The sequence below is a fragment of the Erwinia sp. HDF1-3R genome (assembly GCF_039621855.1).
Lineage (GTDB): Bacteria > Pseudomonadota > Gammaproteobacteria > Enterobacterales > Enterobacteriaceae > Erwinia.
Genome location: NZ_CP155071.1, coordinates 4,519,335 through 4,541,594, shown reverse-complemented (window position 1 = coordinate 4,541,594; position 22,260 = coordinate 4,519,335). Strand labels below are relative to the sequence as shown.

Here is a 22,260-nt window from a genome sequence, read left to right as displayed (position 1 = left end):
AACCACATAATCGGCCCGTGAGATCGTCCCGAACGCGGTCAGATTTATAGCGGATAAGGCGGGGCTGGGTTTGTGCTCTGCAACCACGCCATCAGCGCACTGCTGGTCATAGGGTGAGCAAAGAGATAGCCCTGAATATGGATAACGCCGCGTGCTTTAAGGTAGTCGAGCTGGACCGGCGTTTCGACGCCTTCTGCGACAATTTTAAGCCCCAGCTTCTGGCTAAGATTAATAATCGCATCCAGAATCGGCGCTTCACCCCCGGCAAACTCGATGGCGTTAACAAAGCCGCGATCCACCTTGAGGTAGTCCAGCGGAAAGGTCTGGAGATAGCTCAGCGCACAGTGCCCGGTGCCGAAGTCATCAATCGCGATATGAATGCCTTCCGCACGCAGCTGGTGCAGCTTCTTCACCACGTCATCGCCATCGGAGATCAGGCTCCGCTCGGTCAGTTCCAAAGTGATATTCAGCTTTTGGGCAGCAAGCTGCGCGGCAAAGCCACGGATATCCTGCACAAAATCGGGGTGCTGAAGATGTTCAGCCGCTACGTTGATCCCAAGGTGGAATCCAGGCGGTACGTGCCATTGCTGGACATCTCTGATAATCAGCGTCAGCAGATGCCGCGTTAGCGGCACAATCATCCCCTCTGACTCTGCGGCGCTGATAAAGCGGTCCGGCTTTGCCCAGCGGCCATCCGGCAGCTGCCAGCGCATCAATGCTTCCGCCCCGCCGTAGCGGTTGGTTTCAAGATTAAACAGCGGCTGGTAATTAACGGAGAACTCGTCACGCGCAATGGCGCGGCGGATCAGGTCGCCGTAGGAGAGCCGCCGTTTAAGCCAGTTGCTGGTCACCGTCATGAGCAGGAGCGACAGGATGAGCGCCATCGGCAGGAAGGTATACAGTCCCTGTCGCCAGGTATAGGCGGTATCCGCAGGCGGCGAGGTCACACTAACGACGATAGGGTAACGTTTGGAGGTCGCGGTATAGGTGTTGGCGTGAATAAACCCCTCGCCCGCGCTGGGGATGTTGCCGCGCGTAATGCGAAATCCGCCGCCGAACTGAATGGCGATACGGTAGCCATGGCTTTTACCTACTGCGTTCATAAAATCGTGAAGGTACTGGCCATCGACCAGGGCAAAGCTGCTGGAGCCCTCCGGCCCGTCGCGGACAAAGATCACTGCCGGACGATCCCTGACGCTATAGGTGCCCGCCAGAGAGAGGACCCAGGAAGTCCTCCGGTTTTCAGGCGGCGGACGCTGAAGCAGGATTGTAATATTGCCCTGCTTGCTGCCGAATGCGGAGGAGCAGGTGATGGTATCGTGCTGGATAGTGCCTACGGAGCGGAAATAGGGGTAGATAGCCGAAAAGCGCTGGAGCCGATCGTTAATCTCTTCACAGGGTTTTCCGGAGAACTGCTGTAGCTGGGCAATCATCTTCCAGGCATGATCGCTGATGGCCTCGGACTGGTTTAACAGCATTTCGGCGGTGACGGCCTGCTGGCGCTGGATAATCTGCGTGGCTTCGATACCGGTAAAAACAAGACAGAGCAGCAAAGGCAGCAGGCCCGCCAGTGTCAGGTAAAGTCCCTTACGTTCACGTCCCTTTAATAAAAGAGAGTCCATATCGTCTTCCTGTTTTCACCCAATTTTATACGCACGGTTGGCGGTAAAATAGCATGTCCGCTGTGCCGACAGATAAATATTGGCGGGCAGTGGAAAAATAAGCTTTGTGCATATTCCTTAGTCAATATTATGCAGTTTATTGTCATATTCATTATTTCCCCGGTATTTTCTCCTGTGCCAGGATGCCCTGTCCGCGGCCCGTCCGCGTTTAACAGGTCAGGAGAAAAATAAATGGCAGAGGTTACCGAACTGAATGCGGCAACGGGTCTGCGAGCCCGTATTTCCGATGCGGAGTGGCGAGCACGCGTTAAACTGGCGCAGTGCTATCGCCTGGCGGCAAAATTGCGCTGGACGGATCATATTTATACTCACTTCTCCCTGCGCGTACCGGGTGAACTCCCGCATTTCCTGATCAACGCTTACGGCCAGACCTTTGATGAGATTACGCCTGAAACGCTGGTCAAAATTGATATTGATGGCGAAATTATCGACGATCCTACCGGGTTGGGGATCAATCCTGCGGGTTATGTGATCCACAGTGCGATTCATCGCGCCCGCCCGGAAACCCACGCCGTCCTGCACACCCATACTGCGGCGGGCATAGGCGTAGCGGCTCAGCAGCAGGGGCTGTTGATGATCTCCCAGCACAGCACGCGCTTTCACCGCCGTCTTGCCTATCACGATTATGAAGGGATTGCGTTGGATCTCGATGAGCAGCAGCGCATCGTGGCCGATTTGGGCGATCTCAACGCGCTGATCCTGCGTAATCACGGTCTGCTGACCTGTGGCCGGGATTTGGAGGAAGCGTTTTACAATCTCTACTATCTGGAGCGGGCGTGCGTTGCGCAAATAGCCGCACAGTCCGGCGGGGCTGCGCTGAGTATTATCCCGGATGCGGTAGCGGAAAAGGCCGCGCTGGCGTTTGATAATGGCATCAGAAACAAAAAGTATCTCCTGCACTGGGATGCTTACGTCCGTCAGCTACAGCGAAACGCACTCTGACAGGGGGAAGAGACACCATGTATAAATCGCTATTGACGGCTTTACTGCTCTGCGTTTCCGTTACTGCCAGCGCGGCAGAGGATCTCTCCGGCGTCACGCTGGTGCTGGGCGATCAGGCCCGCAATTTGCGTTCGCTGGTGGAGGCATCCGGCGCGATGAAAGGTGCGTCTTATCACTATCGCTGGGCCAATTTTCAGGGCGCCGCACCGCTCTTTGAAGCGCAGCGGGCGGGGGCGGTTGATACCTCTTACGCCGGAGACCTGCCGGTACTGATGGCTGCCGCTGGCGGGGTAGATCTTAAAATCATCGCAACCAACGAGGGAGATGCGGGATCTAACGGGCTGATTGTCCCGGCCGATTCTCCGGTCCACAGCGTGAGGGATCTGGCAGGGAAAACCGTTGTCGTTTCCTCGGCGCGCGGCAGCATTTCGCAGCATCTGCTCTATGGCGCGTTGCAGGAGGCGGGCATCAAAAGAGAGGCGGTCCCGGTTCGCTTTGTCCTGCCCGTTGACGCCAGCGCGGCGTTTAACTCCGGTCAGATTGCGGCCTGGGCCACCTTCGATCCCTATCTGGGCATCGCCGAACAGCACGGCGCACGCCTGCTTCGCGACAGTAAAGGGCTGACGACCGCACTGTCATTTGTGACCGCCACCGACAGCTCACTAAAAGATCCCCTTAAGCGGCTGGCTATTGCCGACTTTGCCCGCCGACTGGCGAAGGCGCGGGCCTGGGGAATTGCGCATCCCGACGACTATAATCAGGTTTATGCTGCGCTTACCCGTCTTTCACCGCAGGCGTCGGCACCCATCACGGCGCGGATTTCTCACGGCATCAGGCCGGTCTCCGCAGAGGATATTAAGAAAGTACAGGGCGTCTCCGATCTGTTCTCTTCGCTGGCGATCCTGCCGCAGAAGGTGGACGTACAGGCGATCACCGATACCAGCGTCTTTGAGGCCCGGCCACAGTGAATTGCGGTTTTTTTATCGTTGATCGGGCGGCCCGGTCCGGTCATCCTCAGGGGTAGACCGGAGCGGTGAGTGATCATGGCAACCGGTTCAGGGTACGCGTTAGCTATCGCTGTAAAAGAGTTGTTGAAGCGCAACCTCAACGCCGCGAACCTCTGCCAGTCCTTTAAGCCGACCAATGGCAGAATAGCCGGGGTTGGTTTTTTTATGCAGGTCGTCCAGCATTTGATGCCCGTGGTCGGGCCGCATGGGAATAGGGCGGCTATCACCCTCCCGACGACGGCGCTGCTCCTCGGCCAGAATAGCCTTAACCACGCCCACCATGTCCACGTCGCCACCGAGGTGTGCGGCCTCATGAAAGCTTTTCGGGTTGTCTTCGCGCTGCGTGGAACGTAAATGCGCGAAATGGATCCGATCGGCAAAGGTCGCGGCCATGTTGATCAGATCGTTATCAGCCCGAACCCCAAGCGATCCGGTACAGAAGGTGAAGCCGTTATGACGGCTGTCTACCGCCTCCTTTAGCCACTGGAGATCTTCCTGGGTAGAAACGATGCGCGGCAGGCCGAGCAGCGATCGCGGTGGATCGTCCGGATGCACCGCCAGCCTGATGCCTGAAGCTTCCGCGACCGGCACAATCGCCCGCAGAAATTCTGCCATGTGCTCACGCAGTTTGGCTTTATCGATCCCCTCATACTGCGCAAGCTGCGCCTGAAACTGCACCAGCGTATAGCCCTCTTCCGCACCCGGCAGACCGGCAATGATATTGCGGGTTAGCGTTTCCACATCGTCAGGGGTCATCGCGGCGAAGTAGCGAGCAGCCTGCTCCCGTTCCTGCGGATCGTAATCCTGCACGGCACCGGGGCGTTTGAGTATGTGCAACTCAAATGCGGCAAAGGCCGTATCATCGAAGCGCAGCGCTTTGGCCCCGCACGGCAGTGGCCAGGCGAGGTCGGTCCGCGTCCAGTCCAGCACCGGCATAAAGTTGTAGCAGACGGTATCTATCCCACAGTTGCCCAGATTTCGCAGAGATTGCTGATAGTTAGCGATAAAACGCGGGTAATCGCCGCGATGCGTTTTGATCGACTCATGAACAGGGATGCTTTCCACCACTGACCACACCAGGTTTTTCTCTGCCAGCAGCGCCTGGCGGGCTTTGATCTCCTCTACGGGCCAGACATCGCCGTTGGGAATATGGTGCAAGGCCGTCACAATGCCGGTGGCGCCAGCCTGCCGTGCATCATCCAGCGAAACGGGGTCGTTCGGGCCATACCAGCGCCACGTATGTTCCATGTTCAGCTCCTGTATCATCGAAGAGTTAAGGCAGAAAGCCGCTAAACACAGCATAAAGCGCAACGGCAAAGGATGCCGTGATGACGATCGCAGTGGGCAGGTAAGAAGCGCCTGAAGGGTTACTTCAGGCGGACGGTACGAGGCCTGCCGTTGCCAAGTAAAATCGCCAGCTTGCTGCCGCCTGGCGTCGTTTCCATCAGGATTTTACAGACGCAGGTCAGCGGAACCGACAGCAGCATACCGATCGGCCCCAGCAGCCAGCCCCAAAATATCAGCGACAGGAACACCACCAGGCTGGAGAGTCCCAGGCCTTTCCCCATAATCCGCGGTTCCAGCATATTGCCCAGCACCATATGAATAACGGTAAACAGTGCGGCGACCAGTGCGGCGTCAAAAGGCGTGTTAAGCAATAAAGCCTGAAGCAGAGGGGGGATACCGGCAATCACCGGACCGATATTAGGAATAAAGTTGAGCACAAAAGCCACCACGCCCCACAGCAGCGCAAACTTGATGCCCAGCAGCAGCAGCACCAGCCAGACCGCAATACCCGTTATCAGGCTAAGTAACGTTTTCAGCGCCAGATAGTGCGTCACGCCTTTCAGTGCCTTATGCAGGCCGGCAATGCGAATTTTCGGGTTAACCAGGGCGAAACGCAGCTTATAGGGCAGATGATGAACTTCAAACAGCATAAAAACGACCGTCATAAACAGCAGCACGGTCCCGGTCATTGCACCGGAAAATTGACTTAGCAGGGTACCGGCCAGATTCATCATCGAGCTGGGATCGAGACGTTCAATAATGCGGTCGGTAGAGAGATTAATATGAAAGGGTGCGGCAAAATGCTGCAGGATAGCGAGTTTTTGCGCCATCTGACTGCGGATCTGCGGGTAAATATCGCTGAAATCATTGATTGAACCGGCAATCATTGCCACCAGCAGTGCAATAATAACCAGCATGGCCAGCGTCACCAGCGTAATCGCCAGGCCGCGTCGGACCCCGCGCCGCATCAGTATCGTCACCAGCGGATTCAGCACTATCGCCAGAAACAGTGCCAGCAGAAAGGGTACCAAAATTTCTGAGGCCGCTTTGATCCCGGCCAGAATGACGACCAGCATGGCCATTTTCAGCAGCATATTCTGCCCTATCTTCTCCTGCTGCAGCTCGCTCATGGCTTCTCCGGGCAATAATATTGATACAAAGCTTAGCGCCTTTACCGGCTAACTTGCTGAATTTAAGAAAGTTCGCAGTACTTAGCACGTTTATTGACCGTTAATGTGTATCGGCAGTGGCCTTTTCGCGTCAGTCAGGCTCTTTTTCTGACTTACGCTGGCCCCTTTGAGGCTGGTTGCTGACTCCTTAAAGCCTGGTTTAGGGGGAGCAACAGATAGAGGAGTGATCTTCGCCGTTAAAACCAGGTATAGTGCAACCTTGTGCTTTTCCTGAAAGGGTATCGCTTTCCATGCCTGAACAACCCGGAGCGGAGGCGGCCCCTAACGCTTTTCGCCTGAATCTGCGTATTATCTCCGTCGTGATGTTCAACTTTGCCAGCTATCTGACCATCGGGTTGCCGCTGGCCGTTTTGCCCGGCTATGTACATGATGTCATGGGCTACAGCCCTTTCTGGGCAGGACTGGTTGTCAGCCTGCAATATTTTTCCACGCTAATCAGCCGGCCTTATTCCGGACGCTTCGCCGATCGGTGGGGCGCTAAAAGAGTGGTCATCATCGGGCTTTGCGGCTGCTTTCTGAGCGGAATTTTCAGTCTGCTGGCGGCGCTGGGCGCAGGGATCCCCATTCTGAGCCTGCTCCTGTTATGCGTTGGCAGAGTGATTCTGGGGGTTGGACAAAGCTTCGCCGGGACTGGCTCAACGCTATGGGGGGTCAGCGTGGTTGGCTCGCTGCATATTGGGCGAGTGATCTCCTGGAATGGTATTTTCACCTACGGGGCTATGGCGGTGGGTGCGCCGTTGGGCGTGGCAATCTATCGCTGGGGCGGCCTGCTGCTGCTGGCCTCGGTGATCGCTGTTATCGCCTTTGTGGCGATTGTGCTTGCGCTGCCGCGAGCGAGCGTGAAAAGCAGCAGGGGCAAGCAGCTGCCTTTTCGGGCGGTGCTGGGGCGGCTTTGGGGCTACGGTTTTATTCTTGCGCTGGGGTCGGCGGGATTCGGGGTAATAGCCACTTTTATTACGCTGTTCTACCAGGATAAGGGGTGGGACGGTGCCGCCTGGGCGCTGACGCTGTTTAGCGCCGCGTTTGTGGGGACGCGACTGCTGTTTCCTAACGCTATCAACCGCCACGGTGGACTGGTCGTGGCGCTGGTGTGTTTTGCCGTTGAGGCGGCAGGATTATTCCTTGTCTGGGGTTCAGCCGAACCCTGGGTGGCAAAGCTGGGTGCTTTACTCACCGGAGCCGGGTTCTCACTGGTGTTTCCTGCCGTGGGCGTAGTGGCGGTTAAAGCCGTACCACCCCAGAATCAGGGCAGTGCATTAGCAACCTACACTGCCTTTATGGATTTGTCTCTGGGCGTAACCGGCCCGCTTGCCGGATTCGTGATGAGCTATCTGGGCATACCGGTTATCTACTTGCTAAGTGGACTGCTGGTTTGTCTGGGCATGCTGCTAACCTGGAGGCTAAAACGTCAGTCGCAGAGTAAAAGTGAGGAGTGTATCGAAGGGGAATAGGCTAGCGCCTTTTCCCCTGTTCTGACCAGAAGCGGTACTCAGCCACCAGGCAAGCTAACAGGCCAGCCGCTCTCGTATTAGGGTGTTTAGCCCTGAAGCAGCGCCATGCTCTGTTGGATCTCACGCACGATGTCTGCTTCGCTCCAGTTTTCCATTGCCGTTGAGAAGGGTTCAAACGCGTAGATGCCTTTATATCCCATGGCTTCCAGGCGACGTACCTGAGACACACTCTTCAGCAGGTCGCCCTCGCTAAGCATAATGCGTTCTTCGTCCGTCAGTTCACTGGTCGGACGGTCATCCTCCACGCCGGAGAGGTGAACAAGCCCGATACCAGCAATATCAATACCGCTCTCAAACTCTTCTTCCGCCTTTTCGTACAGATGATGATGGAAGGTATCCAGCAGCAGTTTAAAAGGAACGCGCGCGTCGCGAATTAGCGCCTGCGTCTGCACGGCAGAACGCAGAGAGCTGATGGGGAAGCCCAGCGGCTCAACCAGCCCTTCGATGCCATATTTCTCAAAAAGCGGCGCCAGCTTCTGCAATGCGCTGACGGTTTCTTCAGGACTAACCTGCGTCCCGTCGTTCAATGGACAGAGTACCAGTGCCTTTGCCCCCACGCCCCTGGCGTCTTTCAGCAGGCCTTCAGTTTTCGCTAACAGCGCATCGTCAGGCTGGTTAAAGGGATAAACGGCGTTGATGGTGACAATCTCCAGGCCATAACGCTGCGCCAGCGCGCTGACTTCGGCATAGCTCAGATGATCCGTTACCTTACCGCCGCGCATATCATTGCGCAGTTCAACTTTGGTCAGGCCAAGACCGTGGACCATTTTAAAAAATGCCTCTATCCCCAGGTTAGGGGCGATTTTACGGTTTACACAGAAACGGGATGATTCGATGGCCATTTTGCAACTCCTGCTAAATGTAAAGAGAGTAGGGTGAATCCCTGCGAGCCTGATTTCTGACGGTCAGTCACCTTAGATGGGCATAAGAGAACATTTATTTCACGAATGGTGAATATTGAAATTTAAATTTTTAGATCGCCCTCTCAAATTTTCGCCTCTGGCCGGTTGAAAGGGAGTAAAAAGCCCAGAGTATGGCTTGCCGAAGAGGCTGATTATGTTGTCTCCATCTGGCCGCTAACTCCCCTAAAACTTAAGATAATTCCTTAGGTTAACGCGGGTCAGGCGGGTTCATCGCCTCTTTAGTAATTGATTGCGTTCTAAAAAGTGAAAATGCGATCCACTGCACTAAAAATGAATTTTCTAAAGTTTAATATTTGAAAAATTCATTCCAATATAATACTGTCATTTCACGCATTCGGCAGTTATCCAGCCAGGCAACGGACGCTTACCAGCGGCTGCCTGCAGGGAATACCCACATCTAAGAGGCCAGAACATGACTATCGTAGGAAATTTTATTGGCGGGAAAACGTCTCTGAGCGCCAGCAATGAAACCATTCCGGTTTACGATCCGGCCACCGGTAAAACGGTTCGTGAACTGACACAGAGCACCGCAGAAGAGGTAACTAAAGCGATCGAAGTGGCACACAATGCCTTTGAAGATTGGTCCCGTACATCGCCTTTGCGCCGCGCTCGCGTGCTGTTTAACTTTAAGAACCTGATGGAACAGCATCGGGAAGAGCTTGCAGCCCTCATCGTCAGTGAACATGGAAAGGTGTGGTCCGATGCGCTGGGTGAGCTGACGCGCGGAATTGAGGTTGTCGAGTTCGCCTGCGGTATTCCTCACCTTATAAAGGGTGAAAATTCAGCTGACGTGGCAACCGGGGTGGACAGCTATTCCCTGATGCAGCCGCTGGGCGTGGTCGCCGGTATTACCCCCTTCAACTTCCCCGCGATGGTGCCGCTCTGGATGTTCCCCATCGCACTGGCCTGTGGCAATACCTTTGTCCTGAAGCCCCCTGCGCTGGACCCGTCTGCCGCAGTGCGCATGGCGGAGTTGCTGACCGAAGCCGGCCTGCCGGATGGGGTATTTAACGTTGTTCACTGCTCAAATGAAGATGCAGAGCAGTTGTATAAAGACCCACGCGTACAGGCGGTAAGCTTCGTTGGCTCGTCTGGCGTAGCTGAACATATCTATAAAACGGCCAGCGCTCACGGTAAGCGTGTGCAAGCCTTTGGCGCGGCGAAAAACCACGCCATCGTCATGCCCGATGCGGATTTGGACGCCACCGTCAATGCCATCATGGGGGGAGCCTTTGGCTCGGCGGGCGAGCGCTGTATGGCGCTGCCGGTAGTGGTCGCGGTCGGGGACGATACGGCGGATAAGCTGATTGCCGCCCTGACGCCGAAAATTAAGGCGCTGCGCGTTGGCCCGGGTATCCAGAAGGGTAGCGAAGAGAATGAGATGGGACCGGTGGTGTCCGCCGCGCACCAGAAGAAAGTGCTGGGCTATATCGACAAGGGCGTTGAAGAGGGTGCGAAGCTGGTCGTGGACGGACGTAACTGCCAGGTCTCGGGCTATACCGAGGGTTACTACGTAGGCGGCACGCTGTTTGATAACGTCACCGATGAGATGGTTATCTGGCGTGAAGAGATTTTTGGCCCGGTGCTGAGCATCATGCGCGCCCCGGACTACGCCAGCGCGCTGAAGCTGGTCAACAGCCACGAGTTTGGCAACGGCAGCGCCATCTTTACCAGTAACGGTCACACCGGACGCGACTTTGTGCGTGAGGTCCAGGCGGGCATGGTTGGCGTGAACGTACCTGTGCCGGTACCCATGGCCTTCCACAGCTTCGGTGGCTGGAAGCGCTCCGTATTTGGTGCGCTAAACGTCCACGGGCCGGATGGCGTTCGTTTCTACACCCGCATGAAAACGGCCACCGTACGCTGGCCGAGCGGGCAAAAGACCGTATCTGAGTTCAGTATGCCAACGCTGGGATAACCCCCGTTTATAAAGCACAGGCGTTGCGGTAAGGCGTTAGCAGACCGGCAGAGCAGGATTTATTGCCTCGGTTTTGTTGATGCCGCCGCCGCGCCTTTTTGGTCACAATATAAGGAGCAGCAGAATGTCATTGCTATCCAAAGTACAGCAGCCGGATGCGCAGGGCCGTATCCAGCACGTTACGCCGGAAAGTGCGGGCTGGCGCTACGTAGGCTTTGATGCCTACCAGTTGAAAAAGGGTCAGACGCTGAATCTTGAGAGCGGCGACAGGGAGCTTTGTCTGGTACTGGTCGCCGGTATTGCCTCAGTTAAAACGCGTAATGCCGAATTCCCCGGCATCGGCAAACGCATGTCCCCGTTCGAACGTACTCCGCCCTATTCAGTGTATGTTCCGCATAATGACAGGGTTGAGGTCCGGGCTGATACCGACCTGGAACTGGCCGTGTGTAACGCACCGGGCCATGGCTCTCTGCCCGCCCGCCTGATTTCCCCCGCTGACGTAGGCGTTGAGCAGCGCGGTAAGGGCAGAAACAAGCGTCTGGTACATAATATTCTGCCCGATAATGAACCAGCCGACAGCTTGCTGGTGGTTGAAGTGTATACCGACGAAGGTGACAGCAGCTCTTACCCCAGTCATAAGCATGACCAGGAAAATTCAAACGAAACTTACCTGGAAGAGACTTACTACCATCGATTCGATCCCGAGCAGGGCTTTGCCATGCAGCGTGTTTATACTGACGATCGCACGCTGGATGAATGTATGGCCGCCTATAACCGGGATGTGGTAACGGTGCCACGCGGTTATCACCCGGTAGCAACGCTCGCAGGTTACAATAACTACTATCTGAACGTTATGGCCGGTCCGATCCGCCTGTGGAAGTTCACCTGGGAAAAAGACCATGCCTGGGTTAATAGTGATGCCTATCCGCGCTGAGTCTGGCACCCATTCTGCTTAACAAAAGGGGCATTTGCGCGTTCGCCCCTTTTAAAAGGCCCACGCGGCGCCCAGTGTGGCAGCCCAGGGCGACTCAATATTTTTCCCTTGTGAATAGCTGAAGCCACTATGCAGTGACAGCTTTCCCTTCGTTCGGATATCAATCCCTGCCTGATACACACCCCGTGTACCACCTTTACGGTGAGTAAAGTGGTTATTAACGATGGTGACACGATTTGAACTGATGGTGTCATGAAGCGCAGCAGCCCTGGCGTAAGGTTTTACGCTATTGCCGCTGATCATAACAGGAAGACCAAGATTTATTCCGATTTCACCGGTTACATTGCGTTGAATACCATTATTAGCCCTCAGCCCATTTGAGAGTTGATAGGTGTTATCGGAATGGTTGGCCAGGGCCGTCACTGCGCCATAGGGCGCGAGATAACCCCGAGAGAAAGTAAAGTATTTCCCCGTCTGGATATTTATGCCCAAATCAGTTGCCCGAAAGAGGCCGTTGGCTGCGGTGCCACCATTCATAAAGGCGTTGATATCGTTGATGAAGCGGCTGAATTTTACGATACCTTCGCCATAGTATCCGCTGCTATCAACATAGCTGAGATAGCCTCCCGCGGTGTAGGCGTCCACATGACCTTTTCCACCCCGTTTAAAGTCAGTGGTCGCGCGATCGAAGGCCATGAATAGCCCACGGGTAAGTGATCCTGAGCCCGTATCAGACGTTGCATCGATGCCTAACATAATGCCGTTCTGTTTCAGCCTGTAATTGGCATTTTCAATTACGCTGACGTCGTAACGGCTATTATTGAACCTTCCCCACACTTCAGTATCGTGTGGAACGCGCCTTATTTCTTCCAGGCGTCCACGGGCTGTATTCATCTGCTCACTGGAAATAATGTTATCGACGGTACTCATCGCAAGAATAGCGGCGGCACTGGGAGTAACCGTCTTCTTACCGTTATCGGGCTGGTCTGGAACAGGAGTGGGAGGGACGGGTTTATCGCCCGGGTCTTCTTCTGGCGGCAGAGTATCATCGGGATTATCAGTATCCGGGTTATCCTCCGGCGGCCCGTTATCATCTGGGTCATCGATATCCGGCGTATCGTCATGCTGATAGGGTGAAAGTGCCCAGCCATTTTTACCCACTCTCACCAGATAATATTGATAGGTTCCAACATCAACGACCTGATTTTCGTTTAGCAAGGTGAACTTAGCGCTCCCTCCACCCGTTTGAATAATCTGAAGACTGGCATCCGTCAGGGGGTTTTCTCCGAAGTCATAAACTATAATGCCAAATTCACCATTTGCACGTCCGGTAATGTTTAAAAAGTCCCCCTTCAGTGATGCCAAATCCGTGATGATTTCAAACGTGCCCTGACCTGAAAGCGTAGTGGTATTTAACCGGGTAAACCAGGGTTTATCTTTTAGATCTAAGTTGTAGAGTGTCATTATCCCATCGCGGAGATTTATCGAGGCTATAGTGTATTCTGCAAGGGTGTTAAGATACCCTCCATGAAAAAAAGCCTCGCTTTTATCAAGCGAAAGATGCATGGCGTGAGTGTCAGAAGTTATATCAATCTGTATAAGCGATCCGTTTTGGAGATAGACCTTTCCAGAGGCGACTCCTCCCATAAATACTTCCATTTTACCTTTGTAAAGCGTGGCGTTATTGACCTGCCCTCCAACGCCGATATTATAGATCATACCCTCACTAATACGATAATCATCGTACAGATATACATCAGACGAATAGCCTCCTTTCTCAATTATCTGCATTCCCTTCGTTATGACAGTATTCTGCGCCGATCCCCCTTGTTGTATAATCTGTCTTCCATCCCGAATGTTGCTATCAATCACATTGCCGAGCACTATTTGCCTGCCATAAATCTGCTCACCCACAATATTTTGACCCGGCGCTACGATAGAAGGCAGTGCCTGTGCCTGGTAACTTCCTGAAAAATAGAGTAGTAGCGCTGCCCAGTGGAGGCGACGGTTGCGGGTTCTCATCATCATTAATCCTTAATTTTCAAAACGCCGGGATGGGGTTATCCATAAAGGCGATATCTGGCTCTACGGGTATACCGGAGTCTGAGCCCCTGATTTTTGCGAAAAAACCTACTTTAGGGCTATTACTGGCGCGACTTTTACCTTTTTCCAATAAGGCTGGGGTAATAATCAGGTGTAAAGCATCGCCGGCGTGAAGGCAGTGCTGCCCTGAGTTTATGATCTTTACTTTTTTCTAAAATTAATAAACGATATTTGTATTTTTTCGGATAAAAGTATATAGATAAAATTCTAAATAATTCCATTCAAACGCTCCAGATTATGGGGGGGGTGACCTCAGGTTTCCTGTAATCAGGTCTGTTTATAATATGTATGGAGATCTCGCCCCATAATGATGCTGGTTTTTTAATGTGCCGTTAAATACTTGTTATACGATGTCATTACCTGTTTAGTTAATTATTTCAAGGTAAAAGTTTAGCAGGTGTGAATATATCCGCTTTATTTCTGCAATGATTTTTTACGCAGGCGTTTATATGACTTACGACACTGAAGAATATTTATTGGGAACAGGAGCGTGTTGATTAGGTTGTGAGGGGGGGGCAGTCGGCTGCCAGGTTCATCAGAAACAGAGCGGGGTTTATGGTATATAACGATGTGAATTCGCTTCGAAGAGCAGTGCTGGGGCGTTATCAAAACCCAATGCTGATGTGCCGTTGGGGGAGTTCGGCGGCACCAGAATGGTGGGGTATAAGGAGGGCGAAATGCTCTGGCTGGCTATAAAATATGCTGTTACGGCTGGGATGATTGTACTTATTTCAGAGGTGGCGAAACGCAGCGATCGTCTTGGCGGCCTGATAGCGGCTCTGCCGCTTGTCACCGTGCTGGTGCTGATCTGGATGAAACTTGAGGGGCAAAGTCAGGAGAAGATCGCGGCACATGCGTGGTATACCTTTTGGTATGTCGTTCCCACACTCCCAATGTTTATCATGTTCCCTTTTTTTTATCAGCGCTGGGGATTCTGGCCTACGCTGGCTGCCAGCTGCGGTATAACGATAATTATTTTCTTTTGCTGGGCCATCCTGCTCCGCCGCTTTGGTATTGATTTGATGTGAGGACGGCACAGCACGTCGCCGCCCGGCAGTAAACTCGCGAGGCGAATCAGGACTGGCGTCTTAAGTGAGTTGGCAGGGACTGGGATCGGTGTAACGGGCACAGAAAACGTTATGCCCGGCTTGCGTCCGGGCCTTCAGGCCTCAGCATTATTTAGCGCCAGCGAGACGGCCAGCGTTTGAGCAAGACAAAGTGAAGCCACCTGTGAGCGGAAACCGTCTACCTGTGCTTCACGTATCACAAAGCATACATCGCTGAAGGCCGCCAGCGGGCTGACCTGGCTGTCGGTAATCGCGATAAGATGCGCGCCGCGTCCGGCACCCAGTTCAACCAGTTCTACGGCCTCACGTGCATAGGGAGAATAGCTGATGGCGATAACCACATCTTTTGGGTTAACCATGCTCAGCTGCTCGGTAAACATTCCGCCCAGGCCATCAATCAGAAAAGCACGGCGCTCAAGGTGTCGCAGCGCGTAGGTCAGGTAGGAGGCCACGCTGAAGGAGCGGCGCAGGCCAATAACATAGATATTCTCTGCCTGATCCAGCAACTCTACGGCTTTATCAAGATGCTGTGGGTTGGTTTGCATCGCCAGCTGCTGTAGCGCCTGTGAGTTTACCATGGTGAATACATTGAGGATTTCTGCGGGCGTTTCCGGTGGGGTTGCCGTTTCATCAATGGCTGTCTGGCGGAAGAGTCGTGCGCGTTCGGTATAGTTAACCGTTTCCTCCATCAGATGCTGACGGAAAACCTGTTTCATTTCATTGAAGCCGCTAAAGCCAAATGCATTGGAAAAGCGGATCAGCGTAGAGGGCGGAACGTCTGCCTGCTGAGCGATAGAGGCAACGGTGTCGAAAGCGATGCTGTTGCTGTTATCCAAAATATAGCGGGCCACCTGTTTAAGGCGTTTACTCAGAGTATCGTATCGACGACGAATGTCGTCCTGTAACAGGGAAAGCTGCGTCGAGTTATTAGTCATTACTTCGGCTCGCTGGTCAAAAATTGTGATGTTCTTCTGTCCGTTATTCTATCAGATGAACAAAAAATTTCACTTGCTAACGCAAATACGGTGCTTTATTTCATCGGGATATGAAATCAATCACAAAACATCGGACCAGTTATGCGTAAAACATTAACCGGCACGCAAAATCGAGATAACAGGGACAATAAATGTAGACAGACTGGAGGTTCAGTAACGTGGAGTGTGAAATGGCGAAGGGAAATAAAGGGGCGGTGTTTACCGCCCCTTACCTTCTGGAAGCGCTATTCAGGGCTGGTGCGTTGGCCGTACCTGACGCCAGTAATCAATCAGCGTCAGATAGTTGGATTTAACCTGGGCAATCAGCGCATCATCGTCCAGCTCACCCTGCAACCACTGACGCGAAGGCTGGCCGAAAATCGTTCTTCCCACGGCGAATCCTTTCACCCACGGTGCTTTAGCCGCCGCGGCAAAACCCGCTTTAAGTTTCTCTTCCGACGCATCCAGCCCCAAAATCAAAATACCGCGGCAGTGAGGATCCTGCTGCTCAATCAGACCACTAATGGCTTCCCAGCTCTCCAGAGAGAGCGGCGGCAGCTTCCACCAGTCTGGCTGAATACCCAGCGAATAAAAATGGCTCAGCATGTCGAAATAATACGACTCTTTTTTATCCGCATTGTCCTCGGGAAGGATGACCTCCAGCAGCAGTTCATGGCCAGATTTGTTGCACCCCTTCCAGACATCAAGAATTAGCGCGTCCTGTTCCTGGCGCAGACCGGCTTCATCGTGTGGATGGTAAAACACCAGGCATTTCACGACGTGCTCCTGAGGCCAGTCAATCAGCTGCGAACCAATATTACCGTGTTCCAGCCGCAGTGGGCGGGAACCCGGCATCTCAATCGGACGTCCAATCCACCATCCTTTACCCGTAATGGCATTCAGGGCGGGCTGACCGTAAGTCGTATCGGCCAGTATGCCGCTGCGGTTATCCAGGCCAGCTTCACCTGCTGCTTCCTCTGCGGCCCTCAGCAGCAGCGTTTTCAGCTCCGGCAAACGGGAGGCATCCACGCCTGCCTCATCGGCCATATCAAGCAGTTGCTTACGATGGTCAAAGGCAAAGACGCACAGCTCTTCCCATTTTTGCTTACGCGAGGTGACGCGGTGGAGGTGGTTAAGGCGGTTGTCCAGGTCGGGTCGCTTCACCTCTTTATCGCGGCTGAGGAAGTCATCAAGTTCAGCCCGGGTCGGCATGGCAGGCGCACAGCCGTGGCGTGATACCACCAGCGCACCACAGGCATTGGCGTAGCGACAGGCCTGCTCCCAGCTTTCATCATTAAGCCAGCCGCGCAGCAGACCGGACATAAAGGCATCCCCTGCGCCGAGTACGTTCAATACCTCAACGCGAACGCCGCTCTGTAGCGTCGTCTGCTCCCAACTGTCGGGTATTGCGCCTTCCAATACCACGCAGCCCATAGGCCCACGTTTGCAAACCAGCGTGGCTTTAGTGGCCTGTCGCACATTTTTTAATGCGGTAATCGTATCGGTGCTGCCACCGGCAATATGAAATTCTTCTTCCGTCCCCACCACCAGATCGAAGTAGTGCAACACTTCCTGTAACTGCCGCGTGACATGCTGCGATTCAACAAAGCGCGTCTCACCGTCGCCTAATGAGGTCAGCCCCCACAGAACCGGGCGGTAATCGATATCCAGCGCGGTGCGCAGGCCGTGACGGCGGGCGATATCCAGCGCCTTAAGCACGGCGGCACGGGTATCGGGATGCGACAGATGGGTGCCGGTCACCGCAACGGCGCGGGCGGAGGTGATATATTCTTCGTCGATATCGTCAGGGATCAGGCCCATATCTGCGCAGTTATCACGGTAAAACACCAGTGGAAAGGTGTCCTGATCCTTGATCCCCAGGATTACCAGGCCCGTCAGACGTTTTTTGTCCGTAATCAGGCACTGCGTATCAGCTCCTACCCGCTGAAGCTCCTCCCGCAGGAAGCGGCCCATATGTTCATCGCCAACGCGGGCCAGCATACCGGACTTCAAACCCTGAATAGCGGTACCGTAGGCGACATTGCCAGACGAGCCGCCAAGGTACTTAGAAAATGTGCTCATATCCTCAAGGCGGGCACCGATTTGCTGGCCATAGAGGTCAACGGCTATGCGCCCGATACAAATCACATCAAGCCGTTTTTCTTGTGTACTCATACCTGTTTTTCCTTCTGTCATAAGCCACCTCTGCCGCGCCTCTCCAGCGGGTGTCTGGAGCGCCACGTGCTGGCGATTGGATTTGCTATGTTCGTCAGTATGGGGAATGAATATTTCAATATCAATATAAAATGAAATTAATACCCCAAAAATGTGAAGTGGATAAAACTCTGGCGAGGGAGATTTAGCCAGTGAAAATCACCGAAAAAGGTCAAAGATTTGGGACGGTTTTTTTAGGTAATAAGGAGGAATCTGTAACGTCAGGAAACGATTGAAATGAAATGAGTTTCCCGCCTTAACACGCCTTCGTTCTGCGGGCTTTCATTTTTGCAGGTGAGATCGCACTGGTCGCGCTGCTTTTCACTGAGAATTTGATCTCACTCGCAAAATGAAACGTTTCTTCTGTAATTGTGTTTAGTGGAAAAAATATTTGTTTATAATCGCCTCACGTTTCATTTACAGCCGTCGCCTTCATAAGCATCCGTGGCGACCACCAACGCGAATCACGGCTGGCCTTTGCGCCGCTGTACCGTTAAGGAAGAGCAAATGGGTAAGATCAGATTAACCACGGCACAGGCGCTGGTAAAATTCCTGGATAACCAATACCTCTCGGTAGATGGCGTTGAGACCAAATTTGTTAAAGGGATTTTTGCCATCTTCGGCCATGGCAACGTGCTGGGGCTGGGTCAGGCCCTTGAGGAAGACAGCGGCGACCTGGTGGTGCATCAGGGGCGTAACGAACAGGGTATGGCCCATGCTGCCATCGGCTACGCCAAGCAAAAGCTGCGTCGCGAGATTATTGCCTGTACCTCTTCGGTAGGGCCGGGTGCGGCAAATATGATTACCGCGGCAGGCACCGCCACCGCGAACCGCATACCTTTATTACTTCTGCCGGGCGATGTCTTCGCCACGCGCCAGCCCGATCCGGTTTTGCAGCAGGTTGAGCAAAGTCATGACCTGAGTATCAGCACTAATGATGCCTTTCGCGCCGTCAGTAAGTACTGGGACCGCGTTAACCGTCCGGAACAGCTGATGACTGCCTGTATCAATGCCATGCGGGTGCTAACCGACCCCGCAGAAACCGGCGCGGTAACGATTTCGCTGCCGCAGGACGTACAGGGCGAAGCCTGGGACTATCCCGATTATTTCTTTCAGAAGCGCGTGCACATCCTCGACCGTCGCCTGCCGACCGAAGCGCAGCTGGCGGTAGCGTTAAAGCTTATCGCCGGCAAGCGCAAGCCGCTGATTGTCTGCGGCGGTGGCGTTAAGTATTCGGGAGCGGGCGATGCACTGCGCCAGTTTGCCGAACGTCATCAGATCCCCTTTGCCGAAACGCAGGCGGGTAAGGGAACGCTGATCTCTGACCATCCGCTCAACGTCGGCGGGGTCGGGGAAACCGGCTGCCTGGCGGCCAATTTATTGGCTAAAGAGGCCGATCTGGTGATTGGCATTGGCACACGCTATACCGATTTCACTACGGCCTCAAAATGGATTTTCCAGAATCCGGACGTCAGCTATATCAATATCAACGTCAGTAATTTCGACGCCTGGAAGCTGGACGGCGTACAGGTGGTGGCCGATGCCAGAGAGGCGATTACCGCGCTGGATGGACGCCTGGCGGCCCAGGGCTTTACCAGCGGGTGGGGCGAAAAAGTGGATCAGGCGCAAAGCCGACTGCTGAAAGAGACCCAACGCGTCTACCAGGCCGTCTATAGCAATGAAGGCTATGTACCGGAAATTGACGATCATCTGGATCGCGAAGCGGTCTTTGCTGAATTTAACCGCTTAACCGACTCCTTCCTCACCCAGAGCAGCGTGCTGGGAACGCTTAACGAGCAGCTCCCAAAGGACGCAGTGATCGTCGCCGCTGCGGGTAGCCTGCCCGGCGATCTACAGCGCGTCTGGCGCAACAAAGATTACAACGGTTACCACGTTGAGTATGGCTACTCCTGTATGGGGTACGAGGTCAACGCCTCGTTGGGGGTGAAACTGGCCGAGCCGCACCGCGAAGTCTACACCCTGGTAGGCGATGGTTCGTTCATGATGCTCCACTCAGAGCTGGTCACCTCGATTCAGGAAGGTGCCAAAATCAACGTGGTGCTGTTCGATAATATGACTAACGGCTGCATCAACAACCTCCAGATGGAGCACGGTATGGACAGTTTCACTACCGAATTCCGCTTCCGTAATGCCGAGGGGGGCAAACTGGACGGGGGCTTTATACCGGTCGATTTCGCCGCGATTGCCGCCGGATACGGTTGTAAAACCTGGCGTGTCTCTACGCTGGCCCAGCTTAAGCAGGCGCTTGAGGAGGCAAAACGCTCACCGGTTTCCACTCTGATTGACATCAAAGTGCTGCCGAAAACGATGGTGCACAAATACTTTAGCTGGTGGCGAGTGGGTGGGGCGCAGGTATCGAAGTCTGAACGCGTCGATGCCGTAGCCCGCATGCTGAATGAGCATATTGATCAGGCACGTAAATACTAATTCTTTCATCTTAACTCTGAATGCTCTGCGCGGTGCTCCGTTTTGAGATCCGCGCGACACCCTACATATCAAGGAGATCGTATGACTTTGAAACTTGGCGTAATCGGCACCGGTGCAATTGGTCAGGAACATATTCGCCGCTGCAGTAAAGTCCTGCAGGGCGCGAAGGTTGTTGCCGTGTCTGATATCAATCTTGATGGTGCGCAAGGCGTCGTCAGCCGTCTGGGCCTGGAGGCAGAAGTGTATGCCAACGGCCACGATGTGATTAACGCTGCGGATGTTGATGCCGTAATCATTACCTCCTGGGGGCCGACTCACGAAGAGTTTACCCTGGCTGCTATTGCCGCGGGCAAACCGGTATTTTGTGAAAAACCGCTGGCGATGAGCGCCGAGGGTTGCCGCCGGATCGTTGATGCAGAAGTGGCTTATGGCAAGCGTCTGGTTCAGGTTGGATTTATGCGCCCCTACGATGCGGGCTATCGCGCACTGAAATCGGTGATTACGCAGGGTGAAATTGGCGAGCCGCTGATGTTGCACTGTGCCCACCGTAATCCGGCGGTGCCGGAAAGCTATACCACCGATATGGCCATTACCGACACGCTGATCCATGAACTGGACGTACTGCGCTGGCTGACAGATGACGATTATAAATCTGTCCAGGTAGTCTTCCCGCGCTCCACTAAAAACTCCCACGCAAAACTGCGCGATCCGCAAATCGTCCTGTTTGAAACCCACAAGGGCGTGCGTATTGACGTGGAAATTTTTGTTAACTGCGCCTATGGCTACGACATTCAGTGTGAAGTCGTGGGTGAAACAGGTATTGCCCGGCTGCCTGAGCCCGCTTCGGTCCAGATGCGCAAAGAGGCCAAACTGGCGACAACCATTCTGACCGACTGGAAAGACCGCTTTATTGATGCCTATGACGTTGAGCTCCAGGCTTTCATTAACGATATTGCCATCGGCCAGCTTCAGGGGCCTTCAGCCTGGGATGGCTTCGCCGCCGCCGTGGCCGGAGATGCCTGCCTGAAGGCGCAGGAAAGCGGACAGATTGAACCCGTCGAAATGCCACCACGCCCGGCTTTCTACAACCGCTAATGTTTCACTGGCGCCCTGCTTAGTCCGGGCGCTTATAACAGATCTACGTTCGGGAGTTTGCGATGAAAATTGCTTTTGATGTGGATGTCATCAGGGATATGGGCATCACCAAAATGGTCCATCAGGTGGCCGACTGGGGTTATAAATATATTGAACAGTCCCCCCACCCGCAGATCAACCCATTCTACAAGCATCCTAAAGCCAGCCGTGAAATCATCACCGAGTATAAAAACGCGCTGCGTGAGACCGGGCTGGAAATTTCGTCCTACATTGTGGTCTATCGCTGGTCCGGGCCGGATGAGGCGCGTCGCCAGGCTGCGGTACGTAACTGGAAAAGAATGATCGAAATCGCCGTAGAAACCGGCGTTCAGGTGATCAATACCGAGCTTTCAGGTACGCCTAATGAGCCAGAAATTTGTGAAGAGATGTTCTATCGCTCAATGGAAGAGTTGCTGCCCATTGTCGAGCGCGAAGGTATCCGCATCGAAATCCAGTCTCACCCCTGGGATTTCTGTGAAGAGAACAATGAGACTTCGGACCTGGTGAAATCCTTCCGCAGCGAGAATGTGAAATACCTCTACAGTGCGCCCCACACCTTCTTTTATGACAAGGGAAAAGGGGACGTCAAAAGTATGCTGGAGTACGCAGGGGCTGACCTCTCACACGTGCTGATAGCCGATACCATGAACCACACTAAGCACTGCCGCTATATCGTTAATCCGCCGGGGGTTGATGCCACCATTCACCAGCACGTAGGCGTTGGTGAAGGCGAAGTGGATTTCGATACGCTTTTCCAGACCCTCCGTGAGATGGATTTTGCCAACCGCAGCTACAAGGTGGGCGGTGAGTCGATTATTGCCTCTTCATTGTTTGGCTACCCGGAAAAAATGAAGTATCAGGCAGTGGAAACGCGTGAACTGATCGAGCGCGAACTGCTTAACCGATAATACCGGGCGGCATGGGCC

Annotated in this window: 16 protein-coding genes; 9 read left to right on the top strand and 7 right to left on the bottom strand. The window is 53.9% G+C overall.

Going from position 1 to position 22,260, the window contains the following annotated elements; translation table 11 throughout:
• Window positions 1-44: 44 nt before the first annotated feature.
• Complete coding sequence (locus AAGR22_RS20690) at window positions 45-1,622, bottom strand: EAL domain-containing protein (RefSeq protein WP_345829366.1); 1,578 nt, start codon at window positions 1,620-1,622, stop codon at window positions 45-47.
• A 231-nt stretch (window positions 1,623-1,853) separates the two neighbouring features.
• Here AAGR22_RS20690 and AAGR22_RS20685 point away from each other — a divergent pair, with 231 nt between their 5' ends.
• Window positions 1,854-2,624 (top strand): class II aldolase/adducin family protein, encoded by a 771-nt coding sequence (locus tag AAGR22_RS20685; RefSeq protein ID WP_345829364.1) that lies wholly within the window; start codon window positions 1,854-1,856, stop codon window positions 2,622-2,624.
• Window positions 2,625-2,641: 17 nt separating this feature from the next.
• Complete coding sequence (locus AAGR22_RS20680; protein ID WP_345829362.1) at window positions 2,642-3,592, top strand: ABC transporter substrate-binding protein; 951 nt, start codon at window positions 2,642-2,644, stop codon at window positions 3,590-3,592.
• Between the two features lie 99 nt (window positions 3,593-3,691).
• Here the strand turns inward: AAGR22_RS20680 and uxuA are convergent, their stop codons facing one another.
• Complete coding sequence (gene uxuA, locus AAGR22_RS20675) at window positions 3,692-4,879, bottom strand: mannonate dehydratase (protein WP_345829361.1); 1,188 nt, start codon at window positions 4,877-4,879, stop codon at window positions 3,692-3,694.
• A gap of 119 nt (window positions 4,880-4,998) precedes the next feature.
• Window positions 4,999-6,048 (bottom strand): AI-2E family transporter, encoded by a 1,050-nt coding sequence (locus AAGR22_RS20670; RefSeq protein ID WP_067700056.1) that lies wholly within the window; start codon window positions 6,046-6,048, stop codon window positions 4,999-5,001.
• Between the two features lie 290 nt (window positions 6,049-6,338).
• Between AAGR22_RS20670 and AAGR22_RS20665 the strand changes: the two genes are divergently transcribed.
• Entirely contained in the window at window positions 6,339-7,559 is a 1,221-nt protein-coding gene (locus AAGR22_RS20665) for an MFS transporter (RefSeq protein WP_345829357.1), read from the top strand.
• 86 nt (window positions 7,560-7,645) lie between these two features.
• Here the strand turns inward: AAGR22_RS20665 and AAGR22_RS20660 are convergent, their stop codons facing one another.
• Complete coding sequence (locus tag AAGR22_RS20660) at window positions 7,646-8,461, bottom strand: TIM barrel protein (RefSeq protein WP_067700050.1); 816 nt, start codon at window positions 8,459-8,461, stop codon at window positions 7,646-7,648.
• Window positions 8,462-8,954: 493 nt separating this feature from the next.
• On the opposite strand from AAGR22_RS20660, the gene AAGR22_RS20655 reads away from it, so the two are divergent.
• Window positions 8,955-10,460 (top strand): CoA-acylating methylmalonate-semialdehyde dehydrogenase, encoded by a 1,506-nt coding sequence (locus AAGR22_RS20655; protein WP_067700047.1) that lies wholly within the window; start codon window positions 8,955-8,957, stop codon window positions 10,458-10,460.
• 124 nt (window positions 10,461-10,584) lie between these two features.
• Window positions 10,585-11,394, top strand: coding sequence for a 5-deoxy-glucuronate isomerase (gene iolB / locus AAGR22_RS20650; RefSeq protein ID WP_067700044.1), 810 nt, complete (start codon window positions 10,585-10,587; stop codon window positions 11,392-11,394).
• Window positions 11,395-11,445: 51 nt separating this feature from the next.
• On the opposite strand, the gene AAGR22_RS20645 is transcribed toward iolB, so the two are convergent.
• Window positions 11,446-13,419, bottom strand: a complete 1,974-nt coding sequence (locus tag AAGR22_RS20645; protein ID WP_345829352.1) for an autotransporter outer membrane beta-barrel domain-containing protein — start codon at window positions 13,417-13,419, stop codon at window positions 11,446-11,448.
• A 755-nt stretch (window positions 13,420-14,174) separates the two neighbouring features.
• On the opposite strand from AAGR22_RS20645, the gene AAGR22_RS20640 reads away from it, so the two are divergent.
• On the top strand, window positions 14,175-14,525 hold the full coding sequence (locus tag AAGR22_RS20640; protein WP_067700038.1) for a DUF3147 family protein: 351 nt from the start codon (window positions 14,175-14,177) through the stop codon (window positions 14,523-14,525).
• A gap of 134 nt (window positions 14,526-14,659) precedes the next feature.
• Here the strand turns inward: AAGR22_RS20640 and AAGR22_RS20635 are convergent, their stop codons facing one another.
• Both AAGR22_RS20635 and iolC read right to left on the bottom strand, forming a co-directional pair.
• A complete protein-coding gene (locus tag AAGR22_RS20635) occupies window positions 14,660-15,499 on the bottom strand; it encodes a MurR/RpiR family transcriptional regulator (protein ID WP_067700036.1) in 840 nt (279 codons plus the stop codon).
• A 288-nt stretch (window positions 15,500-15,787) separates the two neighbouring features.
• Entirely contained in the window at window positions 15,788-17,713 is a 1,926-nt protein-coding gene (gene iolC, locus AAGR22_RS20630; RefSeq protein WP_067700033.1) for a 5-dehydro-2-deoxygluconokinase, read from the bottom strand.
• A 546-nt stretch (window positions 17,714-18,259) separates the two neighbouring features.
• Between iolC and iolD the strand changes: the two genes are divergently transcribed.
• From iolD to AAGR22_RS20615, 3 genes are all read left to right on the top strand, one after another.
• Window positions 18,260-20,200, top strand: a complete 1,941-nt coding sequence (iolD, locus tag AAGR22_RS20625) for a 3D-(3,5/4)-trihydroxycyclohexane-1,2-dione acylhydrolase (decyclizing) (RefSeq protein ID WP_067700030.1) — start codon at window positions 18,260-18,262, stop codon at window positions 20,198-20,200.
• A gap of 81 nt (window positions 20,201-20,281) precedes the next feature.
• Window positions 20,282-21,295 carry a Gfo/Idh/MocA family oxidoreductase gene (locus tag AAGR22_RS20620; protein ID WP_067700027.1) on the top strand — a complete coding sequence of 338 codons (1,014 nt, stop codon included), beginning with the start codon at window positions 20,282-20,284 and terminating at the stop codon, window positions 21,293-21,295.
• Window positions 21,296-21,357: 62 nt separating this feature from the next.
• Window positions 21,358-22,242, top strand: coding sequence for a sugar phosphate isomerase/epimerase (locus tag AAGR22_RS20615; protein ID WP_067700024.1), 885 nt, complete (start codon window positions 21,358-21,360; stop codon window positions 22,240-22,242).
• The last annotated feature ends 18 nt before the right edge of the window (window positions 22,243-22,260 follow it).